We start from the raw sequence: 19,457 nt of genomic DNA on the forward strand, positions 1-19,457 counted from the left end.
GCTTGGGGCTAATATTTAAGGTATTAAAAGATGAGAAAACAGAGTAAGGGTTTGGAGTTTCTGTGGAAGCAAGTTGATAGAAAAAATGAAAAATCCTTTATAAATTTACTCAACGAAAATACCAAATTTGATAAAAAACAATTTAAAAAGCTGATAAAATTTAGCTTAAAAATAAATATAGATAATGCAAATTTAAAAGCTAAAATCTTAGATATTTTATACTTTACTACATTTTTATTTTACTGCCATGCCAAGAAAAATGACATTTATAAAATCAAAAACTATAAAAAAGTTAAAGATAAATTTAATGAAAAATACTTTCATCAGATCCGCGAGATAATACAAAAATTTACAAAGATAAAATGATATCAAACGCAGATAATATCATTGATGAGATATATAAGCTTTTAGAAATAAAGTATGCTAAAAACAAGCAAGATAACTAAAGATGAGATTATAAATTTCATAGAGACAAAGTGGACGGAAGCTGATGAAAAAAAGTATGCGATGTATAGCTCATACATTATAATCGCTCATATGATAAATGAATATACTCAAGCAAAAGATAGCCTAAACCTATCACATTGGCTTTATAAAATAGATAAGCACGAACGTGCAAAAGAGAATCCAGCATAAATCATAAACTATTTTAAAGATGAGCGATATCTTGAGTGTGGCGATGAGATAAACGCTCTAAAATACCTTATGCTATGCTACTACGAAAATCCTAATTATCCATTCACTCGTGTGGCATCTTGTTATAAATTTCTCAACGCAAATTTAGATCGTCCACATAAATTACCCAATGAAAAAGTAGATGAATAATCTAGTTAAAAGCTTATAAATTTAGTATTTTAGTAGGAGTTTTTCGCTCAAAATCAAGATGAAAAAAGTGAAGAAATACCGTATGTTTTACTCAATAAATATGGCAATGAGCTAAAAAATGCAAATAAAAATCAGCGAAATGCACTTAAATTTTTATGTAATAATCAAGAGCTAGTTTTAACAGCGATTTTAACCGAGATACTCAAAAACTATCCAAAATGGTAAGAAATCTATAACTACGATAAGGCTGACAAGGCGGACTTTATGTCGCTACTAACACTATATAAAAATTTATGTGATGAATACTTGTGACACAGTGTATGAGCTAGGAGTGATGACAAATAAATATAAAGCATTAGCTATCCGTGGTATAGACGTTGCTTTTTGCTAGTTTATAAAACTCATCACGTGCGTTAAATTTAGACTTTATATGATACATAGTGTTATTAAATTTAAAAGCTATCTCATCAGCGTGAAGCAAAAGTCGCACTGCTCCAGTCAGCTCAAAACGCTCATCCTTGCTCATCTTTTGATCTAAAATTTTAATAATCTGCTCTTTTTGAAGTCCATAAAGTGGATCACCTAAAATTTTATGTTTCATATGAAACAAATGCAGACGAATCTGGTGTTGTCTGCCAGTCAGTGGCACAACACGAACGAGCGTAGCGTCAATATCCGCAAAATATTCCAATGGCTGGACAAGTGTAACTGCCTGTTTACCATTTTCACAAATTTGCATACGCATTTTTACATCATCGTAGTTATGAGCCAAATCCATCGCTGCATTTATTATAAAATTTAAGCCCATTTTATCACTAAAATTTGATAAATTTTTTATCCCATTTTCAGTATAAATCAAATTTTGCAACTCACCAGAATCATCAAGTAAACTCACTGATCCGCCAAAGCCGTCCAAATTTCTCACGATATCTCGTGTATCACCTTGCACCAAAGCGACATAGGTTTTACTTACCGCCCTACTCTCAAATAGTCTTTTTAACGCTATTTGTGCCTTCCTATCCCTAGCCACGACTATAAGCCCACTTGTTTCACGATCAAGACGATGAGCTACACACGCTGTACGACCATAACGAGCAAAAATCTCATCATTTAGGCTATACTCGCAGTTTCGTCCGTTTGGATGGCTAAGTACTCCACTTGGCTTCTCAAATACTGCAAACTCATCGCACTCAAACACAGGCTCAAGCCCTACAGCTCTACTCTCATACTCTATCAAAAAAACATCGCCACTTAGCAAGGCATTTTTCTTACGCACGATAGTACCACCACATATGAGTCGACTTTTGTCTATTAATCGCTGGGTCTCACGCATACTAAAGCCTTGTAACAATAAGATCTCATACGCTTTTTGTGAATTTGCATGAGATATAAATTTATTTATATAAGGCAATTTTACTCTTTAAATTTAAGTTCAAATTTAGCAATTTATAACCCCTTTTTCAGTGCAAATTTAATATAATCTAATTTTTAAAATTATACAAAAATATCCATAAAGAAGGCTGATGTTATGGTAGATAGATATTCACGAAAAGAGATGGCGGACAAGTGGAGCATTCAAGCGAAATATGATGCTTGGCTAAAAGTGGAGATAGCAGCGGTAAAAGCATGGAATAAGCTAGGTTTCATAAGCAATAGTGACTGCGAAAAAATCACCAAAAATGCTAAATTTGACGTGGCTAGGATAGATGAGATAGAAAAGACTACAAAACACGATGTTATCGCATTTTTAACAAGCGTTAGCGAGAGTCTTGGCGATGAGAGTCGTTTCGTTCACTATGGCATGACATCAAGCGACTGCATAGACACAGCGGTGGCACTGCAGATCAAAAGTAGCTTAGAACTTATCATTAGCGATGTAAAGAGCTTAATGGTGGCAATAAAAACAAGAGCATACGAACATAAATATACATTAATGGTCGGTCGTAGCCACGGCATACACGGTGAGCCGATAACTTTCGGACTAGTTTTAGCCATCTGGTATGATGAGATCGCACGTGCGTTAAAATTGCTAGAAGACGCCAAAGATATAATAAGCTATGGTAAACTAAGCGGTGCTATGGGTAACTTAGCCCACGCTCCGATGGAATTTGAAGAGCTAACGTGTGGATATCTAGGTCTTCTCCCTGCTCCAGCATCAAATCAAGTCATACAACGCGACCGCTACGCTCACGTGATGAGTGCGTTAGCTATACTTGCTTCAAGCTGTGAAAAGATCGCTGTAGCCATTCGCCACTATCAACGCACGGAGGTTTATGAGTGCGAGGAGTATTTTAGCCTAGGACAAAAGGGCTCAAGTGCTATGCCGCATAAACGCAACCCTGTACTAAGTGAAAATATCACTGGGCTTTGCCGAGTATTGCGTAGCTACGTAACTCCTGCACTTGAAAATGTCGCACTTTGGCACGAAAGAGATATAAGCCATAGCTCAGTTGAGCGTTTTATCCTGCCTGATGGCTTTATTACGGCTGATTTTATGTTGGTGCGTCTTACAAATTTAGTTAAAAATTTAGTCATCTATCCTGAAAATATGATGAAAAATTTAAATCTAACAGGCGGTTTGGTATTTTCCCAAAGAGTGCTTTTAGAACTTCCAAAACGTGGAATTTCACGTGAAGATGCATATAAAATCGTGCAAAGAAACGCTATGAAAGTCTGGGCTGATCTGCAAGAGGGTAAAAAAGCAGTAGATGAGAGCGGACACAGTTTATTTTTACAAAATTTATTAAATGACAATGAGTTAACCAAAGCTTTAAGCGAGGATGAGATCAAAGCGTGTTTTGAGTATAGTTACTACACGAAAAATGTAGATAGAATTTTTGATAGGGTGTTTTAAATAAGGAGTAGTTATGTTTTATAATGATTTAGGACTTTTTTACCTAGAAAATGGTTTTGATACAGGTGAAAAAATAGTTCATAATTTTTATGATGTTCGTTTTGATTATTTGACGGAAATTCTATTAAAAATTTTAAAATTTTACACACCAGCACAAAATATATTAAACGCACCAACTCTATCATCGATAGATCTTGCCATTACCATTCCTTCTGTAGTAGCGAAACTTTGCAAAATAGAGCATAATCAAAATGAATCTTACATTCCATTAATTATAAAAAATTAGTTAAATTTTATATATTAAAATAGCTTATTAGATTAAAATTGACAACAAAAGAGAAATGAATGAAAGTAGTAAAACGTAACGGTAGAACCGAGGAGCTGGATATCAGCAAGATAAAAAAATATACAAGCGAAGCGGTGGCAGGATTAGAAAATGTCAGCCTAAGTGAGCTTGAGGTAGATGCGAAAATTCAGTTTCGCGATATGATAAGTACTGAAGAAATTCAACAAACGCTTATTAAAACAGCAGTTGAGAAGATTGATATTGACCGCCCTAATTGGACATTCGTGGCAGCACGGTTATTTTTATACGATCTATATCATAAAGTAACTGGCTATAGCGGATACAACCATCTACGTGAGTATCTAATCAAAGGCGAAAAAGCTGGGCGTATCATACCTGGATTAAAAGAGCGTTACGACCTTGATGACCTAAATGCCTACATACGCCCTGAAAGAGATTTGCAATTTGCATATCTTGGTATAAAAACGCTTTATGACCGCTATCTTATCAAGGATCAAAAAGGTGCTCCGATAGAGCTACCACAACAGATGTTTATGGCGATAGCAATGTTTTTGGCTCAAAATGAGCTAGATTGTCAAGGCTGGGCAAAGAAATTTTATGATCTTATCTCAAAATTTGAAGTAATGCTTGCCACGCCAACACTTAGTAACGCCAGAACAACGCGTCATCAGCTTAGCAGTTGCTACATAGGCAGCACCCCCGATAATATAGAAGGTATTTTTGATAGTTACAAAGAGATGGCTCTACTTTCTAAATTTGGCGGCGGTATCGGCTGGGACTGGAGCAAAGTGCGTGCAATGGGTGGTAGCATAGATGGACATAAAAATGCAGCAGGTGGCATCATACCATTTTTAAAAGTTACAAACGACATAGCTGTGGCTGTAGATCAGCTCGGTACTCGCAAAGGTGCGATAGCTGTTTATATAGAGCCGTGGCATATGGATGTGAGCGATTTTTTAGATCTGCGTAAAAACTCAGGCGAAGAAAGACGTAGAGCACATGAACTTTTCCCAGCGTTATGGATAAATGACCTATTTATGAAGCGTGTTGTAGCAAATGAGCGATGGACACTCTTTGATCCGGCTCAAGTAAGCGATCTGTGCGATATGTATGGCGAAGAGTTTGAAAAGCGTTATATAGAGTATGAAAATGATGAAAATATACAAAAGCACACGATGATGGCAAAAGAGCTTTGGAAAAAAATTCTCACAAACTACTTTGAAACGGGAATGCCTTTTTTATGTTTTAAAGATAACGCAAATAGGGCAAATCCAAACGATCATGTAGGTATCATTAGAAGCTCAAATTTATGCACTGAAATTTTCCAAAATACGCAACCAAATTATTATAAGATAAAGATCACATACCATGATGGTAGCGAAGAGCTATTTGACGAGGAGCAGGACGTTACTACTGATAATGGTATAGCAAAAAAGGCCAAAAAGCTCTCAGCACTTGATAGTCTAAATGGCAAACAAATTTTTATCGTTGAAAAAGATAACATAGAGGGTAAAACGGCAGTTTGCAACCTTGCAAGTATAAATTTAAGCAAGATAAATACTAAAACTGATATCGAACGCGTCGTGCCTATCGCGGTGCGTATGCTTGATAACGTGATAGATCTAAACTTCTATCCTCATAAAAAAGTAAAACACACTAACCTTGCTTCACGTTCAATCGGGCTTGGTGTAATGGGCGAAGCACAGATGCTTGCTGTGCGTGGCATAAAATGGGGTAGCTACGAACATTTTGCACTGATTGATAAAGTAATGCAGAACATAAGCTATCAAGCGATATATACTAGCTCAAATTTAGCCGTTGAAAAGGGTGTTTATCCTGATTTTAAAGGCTCAAAGTGGAGCAAGGGCATTATGCCTATAGACACAGCAAATCCAAATGCAAAAGCCCTTACAAACGACGGCGGTCTATTTAGTGAAGATAACTGTGACTGGGAAAAGCTCCGTAACAAGGTCAAAACAGACGGCATACGTAATGGCTATCTTATGGCGATCGCTCCTACGAGTTCTATTAGCATACTTGTTGGCACCACACAGACCGTAGAACCAGTATATAAACGCAAATGGTTTGAACATAATCTAAGTGGTATGATACCAAATGTCGTGCCAGAACTTAGCCCTGATACGTGGCAGTTTTACACACCAGCATACGAGATAGATCAACGCGATTTAGTCAAAGCCGCTGCTGTGCGTCAAAAATGGATAGACCAAGGGCAAAGCCTAAATATCTTTATGAGCCTAGATAAGGCAAGTGGTGGGTATTTGAGTGAAATTTATACGCTTGCGTGGGAACTAGGACTTAAATCAACCTATTATTTGCGTTCAGAAAGTCCAGATAGTGAAAAATTAAATAATGTCGCAGATCGTTCAATAGAATGTGAGGGATGTCAATAAATTTTAGTATGATTTTGGTGGTAAATTCCACCAAAATTTTCGAATTTTATCTAAATTTTAAATTTTAATTTTTTAAATTTCTTATGTCGCTACTTTTCCTATTATGTCAATAACACTATCATAAATATAAAATACGCTTGTATTAAATGCAATATTATGCCCATTTACGATAGAAAATATAGCGAATATCAAAAAATCACACGATAAACTCCGATTATAAAACTAACACAGCAACAATAAAAAGTTTTCTGTTTTTGTCAAAAACAGAAAAGATGGCTTATAGAAAATGAAAAAATAAAAGTCAAATTCTAAATACATCCTTTGTAAAATCTCTTATCGCAAATTTAAGTAATTTTAGTATATAATATTTTAAATAAATTTATTAATTTATTTAATTATGTTAATAATTTAAAATTTATAATAAAATTCCGTAAAATACGCTATAAATTTACTTTCTAAACTTAATTTTAAAATGAAACTTATTTATTTAAATGATAAAAAATATCAAATAAAAGCTTTTGAACTCACTAAATTTTAAGCAAATTTTGCCTATACTTTCAAACTATTAATATAATTAAAAATTACCAATAAAGAAACAAAATGAGATCTATACTAAAACGAGATGGAACAAAACAGGACTTTGTCGCATACAAGATAGTTGATGCGATCAAAAAAGCGTTTGAGAGTGAAAACACGCCCTATGATGAGCGAATTTTTACCAACGTAGTGCAAGATATATTTCAAAATCAAGCCGCTATCAGTGTTGAGGACGTGCAAGATGCGATAGAAAAGGAGCTATTTGCGGCTGGGTATTTTGATGTAATGAAAAGCTTTATGCTCTATCGCCATACACACAAAATGCAACGCGAACAAGTCCTTGGGCTAAGCGAAGATACGACATACATAAACTCAACTCAAACGATAAATGAGTATATAAACGGTACCGACTGGCGTATCTCGGCAAACTCAAACACTAGCTACTCAAATGCTGGACTTATCAACAATACCGCCGGCAAAGTTATAGCAAATTTCTGGCTCGATAAGGTTTATAGTAAAGAAGAGGGTTTAGCTCACAGAAATGGCGAGTATCACATACACGACCTTGACTGTTTAACTGGCTATTGTGCTGGTTGGTCACTACGTGCATTATTAAACGAAGGCTTTAACGGCGTCCGTGGACGTGTAGAGAGCAGACCGCCAAAGCACTTCCGAGAGGCGTTAAGCCAGATGGCAAATTTTCTTGGAATTTTACAAAGCGAGTGGGCTGGAGCACAGGCATTTTCTAGCTTTGATACATACTTAGCACCATATGTTTTTAAAGATAATCTAAGCGATACAGAGATAAAAAAAGCAATCACAAGCTTTATCTTCAACCTAAATGTCCCTGCACGCTGGGGACAAAGCCCATTTACTAACGTTACTATTGATATCACCTGCCCTACTGACTTAAAAGATCAGATACCTACATCAAGCGATATGCATCTTTTTTCAAATTTGAACGATGAAAACGCTTTAAAACGTGCAAAAGAACGTGGACGGGCGAAACTTGTAGATATGACTTATGGCGACTTTGAGCCTGAGATGGCACGAATTGACAAGGCATTTTATGAGATTTTGACTGAAGGCGATAAATGCTCTCAGCCATTTACATTTCCGATACCAACAGTAAATATCACAGAAGATTTTGACTGGGATAGCGAAATAGCTGATGTGTTATTTGAAAATACCGCCAAAATGGGCTCAAGCTACTTTCAAAATTTCATAGGCTCTCAATATATCACCGATGAAAATGGCAACCGTATACCAAATGAAAAAGCCTACAAACCAGGGCATGTCCGCTCTATGTGCTGTCGATTGCAGCTTGATCTTAGAGAGTTACTAAAACGTGGTGGCGGTCTATTTGGCTCAGCTGAGATGACTGGTTCAATCGGTGTGGTAACTATAAATTTAGCACGTCTTGGCTATCTTTATAAGGGCGATAAAAAGGGACTTTACAACCATCTCATACACCTTTTAAATTTAGCCAAATCAACTCTAGAAAAGAAGCGTAAATTTATACAAGAGATGTATGATCGTGGACTTTATCCATACACAGCACGCTATTTAAAACATTTTAATAATCATTTTAGCACGATCGGCATAAACGGAATGAATGAGCTTTTACGAAATTTCACAGATGATAAAGAGAATATTTCCACTGAATTTGGTCGTGCATTTGCCTTAGAGATGGTTGAGTTTTTGCGTGGCAAAATTCGCGAATTTCAAGAAAGCACGGGCAACCTTTATAATCTCGAGGCCACTCCGGCCGAAGGTACCACATATCGCTTTGCAAAAGAGGATAAAAAACGTTACCCAGACATAATCCAAGCTGGAATGGATGAAAATATCTACTACACAAACTCAACGCAACTTCCAGCAAATTTCACAGATGATGCCTACGAGGCACTTGATCTGCAAGATGAACTTCAAAGTGCCTATACTGGCGGAACAGTCTTTCACCTGTATATGAAAGAGCGTATCAGCTCACCAAAAGCGTGTAAAAATTTAGTGAGGTCAATACTACAAAACTACAAACTGCCATACATCACGATAACACCGGTATTTAGCGTGTGTAAAAAGCATGGATATATCGCTGGAGAGCATGAGTTTTGCCCTATCTGCGATGCCGAGCTAGTGGCTGAGATCAAAAAATGTAAGTGCTAATAATCAAAGGAGAAAAAATGAGTGAAAAAGAAATTTTAGAGCAGATGAGTGATAAACGCACAAGATGCGTAGTATATACGCGTGTTATGGGCTATCACCGCCCTGTTGAGAGCTTTAACCTAGGTAAAAAGGGCGAACACAAAGAACGCGTTAAATTTGACGAATGCGTAAGTATCTGCCAAAAAGCCTAAACTAGCCAAGTTTGGTGGCAGTCGCAATTTCTATGCAAAGCCACCAAACTCTTTATAAGGAAAAATTTGCGATATCCCATACACAGTATAACTCCATTTACTACACTTGATTATCCTGATGAGATCGCTGCTATAGCGTGGTTTGCAGGGTGCAATATGCGTTGTGCCTACTGCTATAACGTAGATGTAGTAATGAGTAGCGGTAGTATAAGTGGCGATGAGTTTTGTAAATTTTTAAACAAGCGTGTGGGAAAACTTAGTGGTATCGTTTTTAGCGGTGGCGAATGCACCTTAAATACGGCATTTTTACCATTAGCTCGTGAGGTTAAGCAGCGTGGATTTTTACTCAAAGTTGATACAAACGGTTCAAATTTACATATGTTAAAAACTGCGATAGATGAGAGTTTGATTGATTACATTGCACTTGATTTTAAGGCTTTAAAGCATAAATTTAAAGCTATAACTGGCTCTAATTTATATGATAAATTTATTGCCACACTTGAGTTTTTGTTAAGTATAAAATTTAAATTTGAGGTCCGAACGACGCTTCATTTTGACCTTTTAGATGAAAGTGACATCTCGCAAATGGCTCAAATTTTAAGAAAAATGGGTTATGAGGGTAAGTATTTTTTACAGAAATTTTTAGATACTGGCTCAAATTTTGGCTCACTGAATAATGCTAAAAATAGTTTTGATATAGAAAAAATCATCTCACCGATACCGATAAAACTACGAAATTTTTAATAAATTTAATAAAATTTGCAGAATTAGGCAAGAAATTTGCAGAATCGTTCTATCACTATTATTCAAATAAAGCTATAATTACAGAAATTTATGAGTATGAATCTATAATATAAGTCTGTGGCATAGCAAAAACCTTAAGTGCACGGAAGTTGGGGCTTTAAGAAATATGGCGATTTTTGCTTCATTGCATTTGTAACTACGAGTAAAGTGTAATTCTAGCCCAATATTTTTTATATAAAAAAGTCTTTAAAAATTTAAAAGCTTCCTCTTTCGGCAGCTAGCCACTTACACTACTGCGTAGCATAAAATATCGATATTTGGTAGCTATAGTTTCGCTTATAAACTTATAAAAATTTTGAAAATTTAAAGGAGAAAAAATGAATAATTTTAGTTTTTACAACCCAACTCGTATAGAGTTTGGTAGAGGTAAAGAAAAAGAGATCGGTAGGTATATGAAGGAGTTTGGTGTAAAAAAGACACTCATCCTATACGGCAGTGAACGTGTGAAAAAAAGCGGTCTTTTTGACGTAGCAACACAAAGTTTAAAGCAAAATGGTATCGAATTTACCGAGTGCGGTGGTATAAAAAGCAATCCTGTGCTTAGCAAAGTCAATGAAGCAATCAAAATCGCCAAAGAATTTAGAGCAGATAGCGTATTAGCAATCGGTGGCGGTTCAGTGCTTGATAGTGCAAAAGCAGTCGCAGCAGGAGCCTGTTATGATAGCGATGTTTGGGACTTTTTTACAGGTAAAAGCCCAAGCAAAGCTTTAGCAATTTTTGACATTATCACACTAGCTGCGACTGGCTCTGAGATGAATAGTTGTGGGGTCGTAACCAAAGAGGAAACTCGCCAGAAATATCCCATAGACGCACCTTGTTTATATCCTAAAGTCTCTATCATAAATCCTGAACTTCAAGCGAGTGTAAGTCGTGAGTATCTGGTCTATTCAGCCTCTGATATCATCGCACATAGCATAGAGGGATACTTCACCGCAGATATGCAACCACAAATCATCAACGCATACATAGAAGCAAATATAAAAACAGTCATAAAAACGACTGAAATTTTACTTGCTGATCCTAGCGATTATAATGCAAGAGCGGAGTTTGCATGGGCTGCGACTATGGCATTAAATGGTCTAACATACGTTGGCACAGCAGGTTATAGCTATCCAAATCATATGATAGAACACGCAATGAGTGCTGTAACTGACTGTGCACATGGGGCTGGATTGTCTGTTGTTATGCCTGCATGGATGAAGTGGCAAAAACACAATAAACTGGCTGCATTTGAGAGATTTGGGCGTGAAGTGTTTGGAGTAAACGGTGCAGACGCTGGCATAGAATCACTTAAAGAATGGTTTGATAAGATCGGCACTCCAACAACACTATCACAGCTAAATATTGATGATAAAATTTTAAGTGAGATTATCGCAGTTGCAGAGCAAAACTCAAAAGATTGGGGTATGAGCAAAACATATACTAAAGAGGCGATAACTAAGATATTTTCATTAGCAAAGTGATTAAATTTAAAGCGGACTATCATCCGCTTTAGCCCCAAACAGATAGTAAAAATAAAACAAACTAGCCCTATACCTTAAAGACACTATAATCATCTATCACCAACAAAGATCTATATACCCAAATGACACCTACAACTCATAGATAAAGGCTGTAAATTTTTCTTTATTAAAGCTTAAAAGTTCGGTCATAAAGCTATTATTTCTATCTTTTTAATTATAAATTTTTTTTAAATTTTCAAGCTTAGCACTTGCGTTTAGAACCAGCATATCAGCTATGACTAGCCTTATCATCGCAGTGGCTACTACGCTTCCACGCACACCTATACAAGGATCGTGGCGTCCACGAAGCTCAAAACTAACTGCTTCACCTTTTAAATTTATCGTACGTTGCTCTTTAAAAATAGACGGGGTAGGCTTAAAATAGCTCTTTAAAACGATCTCATTTCCGTTACTCATACCACCTAAGATTCCTCCTGCATGGTTACTCAGAAAGCCATCTACACCCATCTCATCGTTATTTTGTGAGCCATACATTTGGCTGGTTTTCACGCCATCACCTATCTCAACGGCTTTAACGCCATTTATCCCCATCAAAGCTGAAGCCAAAACTGCATCCAGCCTATCATAAAGCCCCTCGCCAAGCCCCGTAGGCACACCATTGATAATGCTAAGCACGGACGCACCAACACTATCGTGAGCCTCACGAGCGGACATTATCTCACACTTTAAAGCCTCTTCGTTACCAAGTGCGAAAATCTCAGAATTCATAGCCAAATCAAAATCAGCATCCTTTAAATTTGAGACCGCTAATACTTTACCAATACTTAAAATACCGCTTTTTACGCTTATATTAAACTCATTTAAAAGCATTTGAGCAAACGCTCCACCAGCTACACGCACAGCTGTCTCTCTAGCACTTGCCCTGCCACCACCACGATGATCTCTTATGCCAAATTTATTAAAATATGTAAAATCAGCGTGTCCAGGTCGGAAAATCTCACGTAAATTATCATAATCATTTGATTTTTGATTAGCGTTAAATATCGCAAATCCTATCGGCGTACCAGTACTAATACCTTCAAACACACCGCTAAAAATTTCAATATTATCGCTCTCATCACGAGCAGTGGCAAATTTATTTCGTCCAGGTCTACGACGGTCAAGCTCACTTTGTAAAAACTCAGTGTCTATTCTCACACCAGCAGGTAATCCATCTAATACTCCGCCAATAGCTACACCATGACTCTCACCAAAGCTTGTTAAGGTCAGTTTTTGTCCGAAAGTATTCAAATTTTATCCTATTTTTTGATTTTATCTAAGGCAATTTTAGCAGCTAACTGCTGAGCCTCTTTTTTAGAACTACCGATTGCACGTGAAATTTCATGCTCGTTAAGTAGCAAGGCTATCTCAAACTCTTTTTTATGATCAGGACCATAGCTACGTACCAGCTCATACACAGGTGTTACGCCCAAATTTGCTTGAGTAATCTCTTGAAGTGCTGTTTTATAGTCCTTTGCAAGGTGCGAAAAATCAATCTTTGGATAGCAAAGTTCAAGTAGCTTAACCGCTATCTCACGCACAGTTTCAAGCCCAGCTTCTAGATACACAGCCCCCATAATCGCTTCAAATGCATCGCTAAGTAAACTTGGTTTTTCACGTCCACCATTGTGAGCCTCAGCCACACTAAGGTGAATATACTCACCTAAATTTAAATGTCGTGCCATATTTGCAAAGCTCTTTTCATTCACAAGTGCAGCTCTAAGCTTACTCATATCGCCCTCATTTGTCTTTGTAAATTTTTTAAATAGATACTCTCCAACTATAAGATCCATAACCGCATCGCCCAAAAACTCAAGTCGTTCGTTGCTATAAGGCAGTTTTGTACTTTTATGTGTTAAAGCTTCATTTAAGGTCTTAATATCTTTAAATTTATAGCCTAATCTCACTTGTAAATCATCTAAATTTTTCATATATCATACAATCCTTGCTGAAATTTAATCGCCTCATCTCGTGCCATCGTGTCGCACTCTTCATTTTGCGGATGTCCGTTGTGGGCCTTGATCCAAGTCGCTATAACCTTATGTGAGGCTGATACTTGTAGATACTCTTGCCAAAGTGGAGTATTTTTGACATTTTTAAAATTTTTCTTTATCCAGCCAAAGAGCCACCCATTTACGGCATTTGCTACGTATGAGCTGTCTGTGTGTAGTCGCACCTCACACGGCTCTTTTAATGCTTTTAAACCCTCAATGACAGCGATTAGCTCCATCTGATTATTTGTCGTTTGCTTTGCTCCACCACTTTGCTTTTTTACTACTTTACCTTTTGCTGTCTCAAACTCCAAGATATACGCCCAACCACCAGGTCCTGGATTATTTAAGCACGAGCCATCACTAAAAAGCCATACTATTTTCATCAGTTTTCTCTGTTATGTGTGGTAAAATTTTTACACTTCCTAACTCGTGGCAAGACGGACATCGGTAAAAATACATAGGAAATGAACCTTTGCAGCACTTGCAAACATAGTTAAAGCCCAGCTCAGCTCTGTCATATCCAGCAGAGTTTAAATTTTTAATAACATTTAGCTCAAAGCCCTTTATCTCACAAGCTTCATCTTCTTTTAAATTTAAAATCCCACGAGCCACAAATACCGCTTTATAGCCATCATTATTTAAATTTATGGGTTGTTTTTGATGATAGATTATATCTATTACATCATCTATCGCTGCAAAATCTGAAAATTCTGCTAAACTCAAACCATCTTTAAGCCAAAGTTGCATGGACATGCGTTTAAGTAAAGCAAAGTCAGTACTAAGGGCTAAAATTTTCTCACTCTTTTCTTTTACGCTTAAGCTCTTATCATCAAGCACTACATTTGCTTTTATGTAAGCCTTTTGAGCTCTTACATTTACGCCAAGCTCTTCAAGTGAGTTTAGTGCATACAGTGCCTCTTCGTAGTTTTTTAGCTTCTCATCTATCATCGTTAAAAATCTCAAGGCGTGTTCATTACGTGGTGAGAGCTGCAAGGACTGCAAAAAGACATCATTTGCTCGTTTTAAAAACCCAGCCTTAAAATAGACCTCTCCAAGCTCATCAAGCACTAGCTCCTTTTCGCTCTTGCTCTTAACCTTTGAAAGTGCGATGAGATAGATACTAATCGCCTTTTCAAAGTCGCCAGTTTTAGCAAATGTTGTAGCCAACACACTTAGACTACCTACATCAACATCAGTAGCTATCAAAAGCTCTTTGTGAACATCGCTTAGTCCATTTTGACTATCAAATTTTTTGATAAATTTTTCTATGCGTTTTCTTTCATCTTTGTTTAAGAAAATCCCCCACGCATAGCTTAAAAACGCTATCATCAGCACGATAGCAAGTAGCACGATAAGACTAAATATCGGATCTCTATGCTCTATAAAAAATATATCCACTCTTGCAACTTTAAGTTAAAATTTTACTTGCATTATAGCAAAATGATTGTATAATCTCGCTTATGATAGATCCAAAATCAATACAGAAATTAAAAGACCAAACCGATATAGTTGATATCATAAGCCACTACGTTCCTGTGCGTAAAATGGGGGCAAACTATAAGTGCGTCTGCCCTTTTCACGATGACCGCAACCCAAGTATGAGTATCAGCCAAAGTAGGCAAATTTATCACTGCTTTGCATGTAAAGCTGGCGGGGATGTGATAAAATTTGTTATGGATTATGAGAAGTTAACCTATCCAGAAGCGATAGAAAAGATCGCTCAAATTTCAAATTTTAGCCTTGAATACACTAAGGGCGAATTTCAATCCTCAAAAGAAAATAAACATATCTTAGAAAATGTAAACGCCTTTTACCGTAGTGAGCTTTACAAAAATGCAGAAGCGGTGCGTTATATCTATGGGCGTGGTATAAATGATGCTATGATAGAGCGATTCGAGCTAGGTTGGGCCGGAGATAATGCTCAGACGATAAGAGTACTTGAAAATAATAAAATAGAGCCAAAAGAGGCACTAGAAGTTGGCATTGTAAAGCAAAATGAGCGTGGGGTCTACGCTAGTTTTATAAGTCGCATAACATTTCCTATATACACGCACACTGGGCGACTCGTAGGATTTGGTGGTCGTACTATCTCAAATAATCCTGCAAAGTATGTAAATTCGCCCCAAAGTGCGGTATTTGACAAATCAAAGCTACTTTATGGTTATCACATTGCAAAGCAAAAAATTTATGAGAAAAAGCAGATCATCATCACAGAGGGCTACTTAGATGTGATAATGCTACACTTTGCAGGGTTTAATAACGCCGTGGCAGTGCTTGGCACGGCTCTGACCGAAAAGCACCTTCCGCTTTTAAAACGTGATGATATAAGTGTGGTGCTTTGTTTTGATGGTGACGCAGCTGGCATAAACGCAGCTATCAAGTCATCACACCTACTAAGCCTAAATGAGATAGACGGAAGTGTAGTTATCATAGGTAATGGGGCCGATCCTGCGGATATGGTATTTGCTGGTAAGATAGATGAGCTAAAAAATCTTTTTAACTCTGGTGTGGAGCTTGGTGAGTTTTATATACGTCAAATCACTAAAAACTACGACTTAACACGCCCGATACAAAAACAAAAATGCTTAGATGAGATTAGAGCTTTTACAAATGCTTTAAAGCCAATTGTAGCGACATCTTATATACCTTTAGTGGCAAGTTTGCTTGGCATTGAACCACACTTATTTTCACTAAGTAGGACAGATATTACTAAAACGCACTATAGCCAAAATTCAAATTTAAAACAAATTACACCAGCTATGCGAAATCAAAAGGACATTTTAGAGCTTTCTATACTTAAAACTATGCTTATTTCACCACAGACGCAGGAGTTTGTGCTTGATAAGATAGATGATAAATTTTTCATTCATCATACAGATGGATTTCGTGCAGTGTTAAATGGTGGCGTGAGCGAATCTGATGAGATAATACTGCGTGAGATAGAGCTTGATGAGAGTGCAAAGCCCATCACAGATATGACAAAGCTAGATCAAGCCATCTTAAATTTAAAAATTAAATTTTATGAGAATTTACAACGCCAAATACATAGCTCAAACGAACCAAATAAGCTAGAAAAACTAGAAAAAATCGTAATTTTAATAAATAAGCTAAAGGCACAACAACATCAAATTTAGGAGGCATTATGATAAACAAAGAACGTTTTGAACGTGAGTTTAGACAGATCTCAAAATTTGGAGCATTAAGCGATGGTGGACTGACACGACTTGCATTTTCGAAAGAGGAATGCGAGGCTAGAGAGTATTTATACGAGCTTTTTAAAGCAGCAGATTTAAAAGTGCGAGTTGATAGCGTAGGTAATATCTATGCTAAATTTGATGATGAAAAATTTATCACTAAACCCTCCGCTCCTGCTGTAAGCGTTGGTTCGCATATAGATAGTGTCCCATTTGGTGGATTTTATGATGGCACTTTGGGTGTTATGGCTGGACTTGAAGCAGTGCGTAGCATAAAAGAGCTTGGCATAACGCTAAAACGACCACTTGAGCTGATAGTATTTGCCTGTGAAGAGTCAAGTCGCTTTAAAATGGCAACTATAGGAAGTAAGATAATAAGTGGCAAACTAGGGCTTAACAAACTTCATGAGCTAAAAGATGATAGCGACATATCGTTGTTTGACGCGATGAAAAATTTTGGTTTAGAGCCACAAAATTTAAACTCAGCTATATTGCAAAAGGGAGCATATCATAGCTATTTAGAGCTTCATATAGAGCAAGGTCCGGTGCTAGAACGCCTAAATATTGCTGTTGGTGTGGTAACTGGTATCGCAGCACCCATACGCTATGAGCTAGTTATCAAAGGTAGAGCCGATCATAGTGGAGCAACACCTATGAATATGCGTAACGACGCACTTGTGGCAGCATCTTACATCATCATAGCTGCTGAGAAATTTGCCATTGCAAAAAGCACAGCAGTCGCTACAATAGGATACGCAAAGACAAAACCTGGCGTGCTAAATGTCGTGCCAGGCGAAGTTGTGCTTGGTGTGGATATACGCGACATTGATAAAGATGAGCTAAGTGCCTTAGATAAAGAGCTACGTCAATTTGTTGCAAATTTAAGTCGCGAGATGAAATTTAGCTACAAGATCACAGAGCTAATACGAGACACACCTGTAAAACTAAGTCAAAAAGCCATAAATTTATTAACCAATGAGGCTCAAAATCTTGGTATAAAAACGATAAATTTACCAAGTGGGGCAGGGCATGATGCGATGAATATGCTGAGTCTAGCTGATAGCGTTGGTATGTTGTTTATCCCTTGTAAAGACGGTATTAGCCATAATATAAATGAAAGCATAAATTTTGATGATGCGTTTAAGGCAACTGAAATTTTAACAGCTGCGATGATAAAACTGGCAAATGAGTAAGTATTTATAAAAATTTTAATTAAATTTCTCTAGCCTAAAAGCTAGAGAAATCTACAAAAAATACTATAATATCTTAAAAATTTAAGCTTTAAGCCTATAAATTCTGATATAATTTTAATATTTAAAATTTTTTTAATGAATAGGGGCTTTAAATGGATAAAATTGCAGAAAAAGTTTTAACTCTTAAAGATGAGCTTATCGCCCATCGTCGCTTCTTTCACTCTCATCCTGAAACCGGATGGCATACATTTTTTACAACTGCCGTTATCGCTGATGAGCTACAAAAGCTAGGCTACACGCTTAAAATGGGTGGCGATGTTGTCGTAGCCAACGCTCGTCAAGGGCTTGGTTCAGACGAAGCTTGTAAAGCAGCAATAAAACGTGCAAAAAGCCTACTAAATGCCGATCAGGCTAAATTCCTTGATATTATGGAAGATGGACTAACTGGACTTGTAGCCGATATAGACACTGGTAGAACTGGTAAATTTGTAGCATTTCGCTTTGATATAGATGGCGTTGATGTAACGGAGTGTCAAGATGAGAGTCACCGACCTGCAAAGCAGGGATTTAGCTCAGATGTAGTAGGCATTACTCACGCTTGTGGACATGACGGACATATCACGATAGGACTAGCTCTTGCAAAACTTATCAAAGAAAATTTGAATGATTTTAACGGCAAATTTAGATTCATCTTTCAAACGGCTGAAGAGGGAACACGTGGAGCTGTGGCTATGCAAAAAGCTGGAGTAGTAGATGGGGTGGATCATCTACTAGGTGCTCATATCGGCTTTAAGGCTGAATCTATGGGTGGCATTATCTGTGGCACAAAAAAGCTTTTAGCCACATCCAAATTTGATGTGCATATAAGCGGTCGCTCAGCTCACGCAGCAGGAGCTCCACAAGATGGAGCAAACGCCCTACTAGCCGCTGCACAAATGGCATTAAATATGCACGGCATAACACGCAATTCAAATGGTGTAACTCGCATAAATGTCGGTATTTTACGTGCTGGAGAGGGGCGAAATGTTATCGCACCAAATGGCTATCTAGCGTGTGAAACTAGAGGTGAAAGCACCGAGCTAAATGAGTTTATGTATCAAAAATGTATGGATATCGTGCGAGGTGTGAGTGAAATTTATGACGTTAAAAGTGAAGTCGTAGCCACCGGTGGTACAGCTGGAGGCGATAGCGACAATGAGACTACGCAGCTGTTTTTTGATGCGGCTAGCGATTCGCCATTTATTGACAATGATAAAATCGTGCGAAATTTTGAGTTTAGTGCATGTGAGGACTTCGCTCATTTTATGCGTTTCGTGCAAGACAATGGGGGAAAGAGTGGCTATGCGATGATAGGCACGAGCCTAGCAGCAGGACACCACAACTATAAATTTGACTTTGACGAGAACTGTTTGGTAACTGGCGTAGATCTATTTTTACGATGTGCGTATAAGCTAAACGGCAAAATTTAATAAATTTAGG

17 protein-coding genes are annotated in these 19,457 nt (G+C 37.3%); 12 read left to right on the forward strand and 5 right to left on the reverse strand.

Annotated features, from left to right (window positions below):
- The first annotated feature begins 30 nt into the window (after positions 1 to 30).
- Entirely contained in the window at positions 31 to 366 is a 336-nt protein-coding gene (locus KDE13_RS07315; protein WP_212139721.1) for a hypothetical protein, read from the forward strand.
- Between the two features lie 54 nt (positions 367 to 420).
- Positions 421 to 636, forward strand: coding sequence for a hypothetical protein (locus KDE13_RS07320; RefSeq protein ID WP_212143268.1), 216 nt, complete (start codon positions 421 to 423; stop codon positions 634 to 636).
- 544 nt (positions 637 to 1,180) lie between these two features.
- On the opposite strand, the gene KDE13_RS07325 is transcribed toward KDE13_RS07320, so the two are convergent.
- Positions 1,181 to 2,236, reverse strand: coding sequence for an RluA family pseudouridine synthase (locus tag KDE13_RS07325; protein WP_229204395.1), 1,056 nt, complete (start codon positions 2,234 to 2,236; stop codon positions 1,181 to 1,183).
- A gap of 117 nt (positions 2,237 to 2,353) precedes the next feature.
- Between KDE13_RS07325 and purB the strand changes: the two genes are divergently transcribed.
- From purB to KDE13_RS07360, 7 genes are all read left to right on the forward strand, one after another.
- Positions 2,354 to 3,679, forward strand: coding sequence for an adenylosuccinate lyase (purB, locus tag KDE13_RS07330; RefSeq protein ID WP_212143271.1), 1,326 nt, complete (start codon positions 2,354 to 2,356; stop codon positions 3,677 to 3,679).
- A gap of 13 nt (positions 3,680 to 3,692) precedes the next feature.
- Complete coding sequence (locus KDE13_RS07335; RefSeq protein ID WP_212139717.1) at positions 3,693 to 3,965, forward strand: hypothetical protein; 273 nt, start codon at positions 3,693 to 3,695, stop codon at positions 3,963 to 3,965.
- A gap of 59 nt (positions 3,966 to 4,024) precedes the next feature.
- On the forward strand, positions 4,025 to 6,397 hold the full coding sequence (locus KDE13_RS07340) for a ribonucleoside-diphosphate reductase subunit alpha (protein ID WP_212139716.1): 2,373 nt from the start codon (positions 4,025 to 4,027) through the stop codon (positions 6,395 to 6,397).
- 600 nt (positions 6,398 to 6,997) lie between these two features.
- Positions 6,998 to 9,100, forward strand: a complete 2,103-nt coding sequence (locus KDE13_RS07345) for a ribonucleoside triphosphate reductase (protein WP_212143273.1) — start codon at positions 6,998 to 7,000, stop codon at positions 9,098 to 9,100.
- A gap of 17 nt (positions 9,101 to 9,117) precedes the next feature.
- On the forward strand, positions 9,118 to 9,291 hold the full coding sequence (gene nrdD / locus KDE13_RS09665; protein ID WP_212139714.1) for an anaerobic ribonucleoside-triphosphate reductase: 174 nt from the start codon (positions 9,118 to 9,120) through the stop codon (positions 9,289 to 9,291).
- A 66-nt stretch (positions 9,292 to 9,357) separates the two neighbouring features.
- The gene (locus tag KDE13_RS07355) at positions 9,358 to 10,035 is read left to right on the forward strand and encodes an anaerobic ribonucleoside-triphosphate reductase activating protein (RefSeq protein ID WP_212143275.1); all 678 of its coding nucleotides are present in this window, start codon (positions 9,358 to 9,360) and stop codon (positions 10,033 to 10,035) included.
- Positions 10,036 to 10,412: 377 nt separating this feature from the next.
- Positions 10,413 to 11,558, forward strand: coding sequence for an iron-containing alcohol dehydrogenase (locus KDE13_RS07360; protein WP_212143277.1), 1,146 nt, complete (start codon positions 10,413 to 10,415; stop codon positions 11,556 to 11,558).
- A 210-nt stretch (positions 11,559 to 11,768) separates the two neighbouring features.
- Here KDE13_RS07360 and aroC read toward each other — a convergent pair whose 3' ends face one another.
- Genes aroC through KDE13_RS07380 form a run of 4 tightly spaced genes read right to left on the reverse strand, consistent with a single transcriptional unit; the run spans position 11,769 to position 14,989 of the window.
- On the reverse strand, positions 11,769 to 12,848 hold the full coding sequence (gene aroC / locus KDE13_RS07365) for a chorismate synthase (RefSeq protein ID WP_212143279.1): 1,080 nt from the start codon (positions 12,846 to 12,848) through the stop codon (positions 11,769 to 11,771).
- A gap of 8 nt (positions 12,849 to 12,856) precedes the next feature.
- Positions 12,857 to 13,528: a ribonuclease III gene (gene rnc / locus KDE13_RS07370; protein WP_212139710.1), complete on the reverse strand. Its 672-nt coding sequence runs from the start codon at positions 13,526 to 13,528 to the stop codon at positions 12,857 to 12,859.
- Entirely contained in the window at positions 13,525 to 13,974 is a 450-nt protein-coding gene (gene rnhA, locus KDE13_RS07375) for a ribonuclease HI (RefSeq protein WP_212143281.1), read from the reverse strand. Before rnhA ends, rnc begins: the two co-directional genes overlap by 4 nt.
- Entirely contained in the window at positions 13,952 to 14,989 is a 1,038-nt protein-coding gene (locus tag KDE13_RS07380) for a hypothetical protein (protein ID WP_212143283.1), read from the reverse strand. The genes rnhA and KDE13_RS07380 overlap by 23 nt, the downstream gene beginning before the upstream one ends.
- A 62-nt stretch (positions 14,990 to 15,051) precedes the next feature.
- On the opposite strand from KDE13_RS07380, the gene dnaG reads away from it, so the two are divergent.
- From dnaG to KDE13_RS07395, 3 genes are all read left to right on the forward strand, one after another.
- Positions 15,052 to 16,725 (forward strand): DNA primase, encoded by a 1,674-nt coding sequence (dnaG, locus tag KDE13_RS07385; RefSeq protein WP_212139707.1) that lies wholly within the window; start codon positions 15,052 to 15,054, stop codon positions 16,723 to 16,725.
- Positions 16,726 to 16,733: 8 nt separating this feature from the next.
- The gene (locus tag KDE13_RS07390; RefSeq protein WP_212142194.1) at positions 16,734 to 17,978 is read left to right on the forward strand and encodes a Zn-dependent hydrolase; all 1,245 of its coding nucleotides are present in this window, start codon (positions 16,734 to 16,736) and stop codon (positions 17,976 to 17,978) included.
- Between the two features lie 152 nt (positions 17,979 to 18,130).
- Positions 18,131 to 19,447, forward strand: coding sequence for an amidohydrolase (locus tag KDE13_RS07395; RefSeq protein ID WP_212139705.1), 1,317 nt, complete (start codon positions 18,131 to 18,133; stop codon positions 19,445 to 19,447).
- Positions 19,448 to 19,457 lie beyond the last annotated feature (10 nt).

Source organism: Campylobacter anatolicus, assembly GCF_018145655.1.
Lineage (GTDB): Bacteria > Campylobacterota > Campylobacteria > Campylobacterales > Campylobacteraceae > Campylobacter_A > Campylobacter_A anatolicus.

Bases quoted from the DNA above. Each gene is read 5' to 3' on its own strand.
- KDE13_RS07315 (WP_212139721.1), top strand. From the start codon at position 31: ATGAGAAAACAGAGTAAGGGTTTGGAGTTTCTGTGGAAGCAAGTTGAT.
- KDE13_RS07320 (WP_212143268.1), top strand. From the start codon at position 421: ATGCTAAAAACAAGCAAGATAACTAAAGATGAGATTATAAATTTCATA.
- purB (WP_212143271.1), top strand. From the start codon at position 2,354: ATGGTAGATAGATATTCACGAAAAGAGATGGCGGACAAGTGGAGCATT.
- KDE13_RS07335 (WP_212139717.1), top strand. From the start codon at position 3,693: ATGTTTTATAATGATTTAGGACTTTTTTACCTAGAAAATGGTTTTGAT.
- KDE13_RS07340 (WP_212139716.1), top strand. From the start codon at position 4,025: ATGAAAGTAGTAAAACGTAACGGTAGAACCGAGGAGCTGGATATCAGC.
- KDE13_RS07345 (WP_212143273.1), top strand. From the start codon at position 6,998: ATGAGATCTATACTAAAACGAGATGGAACAAAACAGGACTTTGTCGCA.
- nrdD (WP_212139714.1), top strand. From the start codon at position 9,118: ATGAGTGAAAAAGAAATTTTAGAGCAGATGAGTGATAAACGCACAAGA.
- KDE13_RS07360 (WP_212143277.1), top strand. From the start codon at position 10,413: ATGAATAATTTTAGTTTTTACAACCCAACTCGTATAGAGTTTGGTAGA.
- rnc (WP_212139710.1), bottom strand. From the start codon at position 13,528: ATGAAAAATTTAGATGATTTACAAGTGAGATTAGGCTATAAATTTAAA.
- rnhA (WP_212143281.1), bottom strand. From the start codon at position 13,974: ATGAAAATAGTATGGCTTTTTAGTGATGGCTCGTGCTTAAATAATCCA.
- dnaG (WP_212139707.1), top strand. From the start codon at position 15,052: ATGATAGATCCAAAATCAATACAGAAATTAAAAGACCAAACCGATATA.
- KDE13_RS07390 (WP_212142194.1), top strand. From the start codon at position 16,734: ATGATAAACAAAGAACGTTTTGAACGTGAGTTTAGACAGATCTCAAAA.
- KDE13_RS07395 (WP_212139705.1), top strand. From the start codon at position 18,131: ATGGATAAAATTGCAGAAAAAGTTTTAACTCTTAAAGATGAGCTTATC.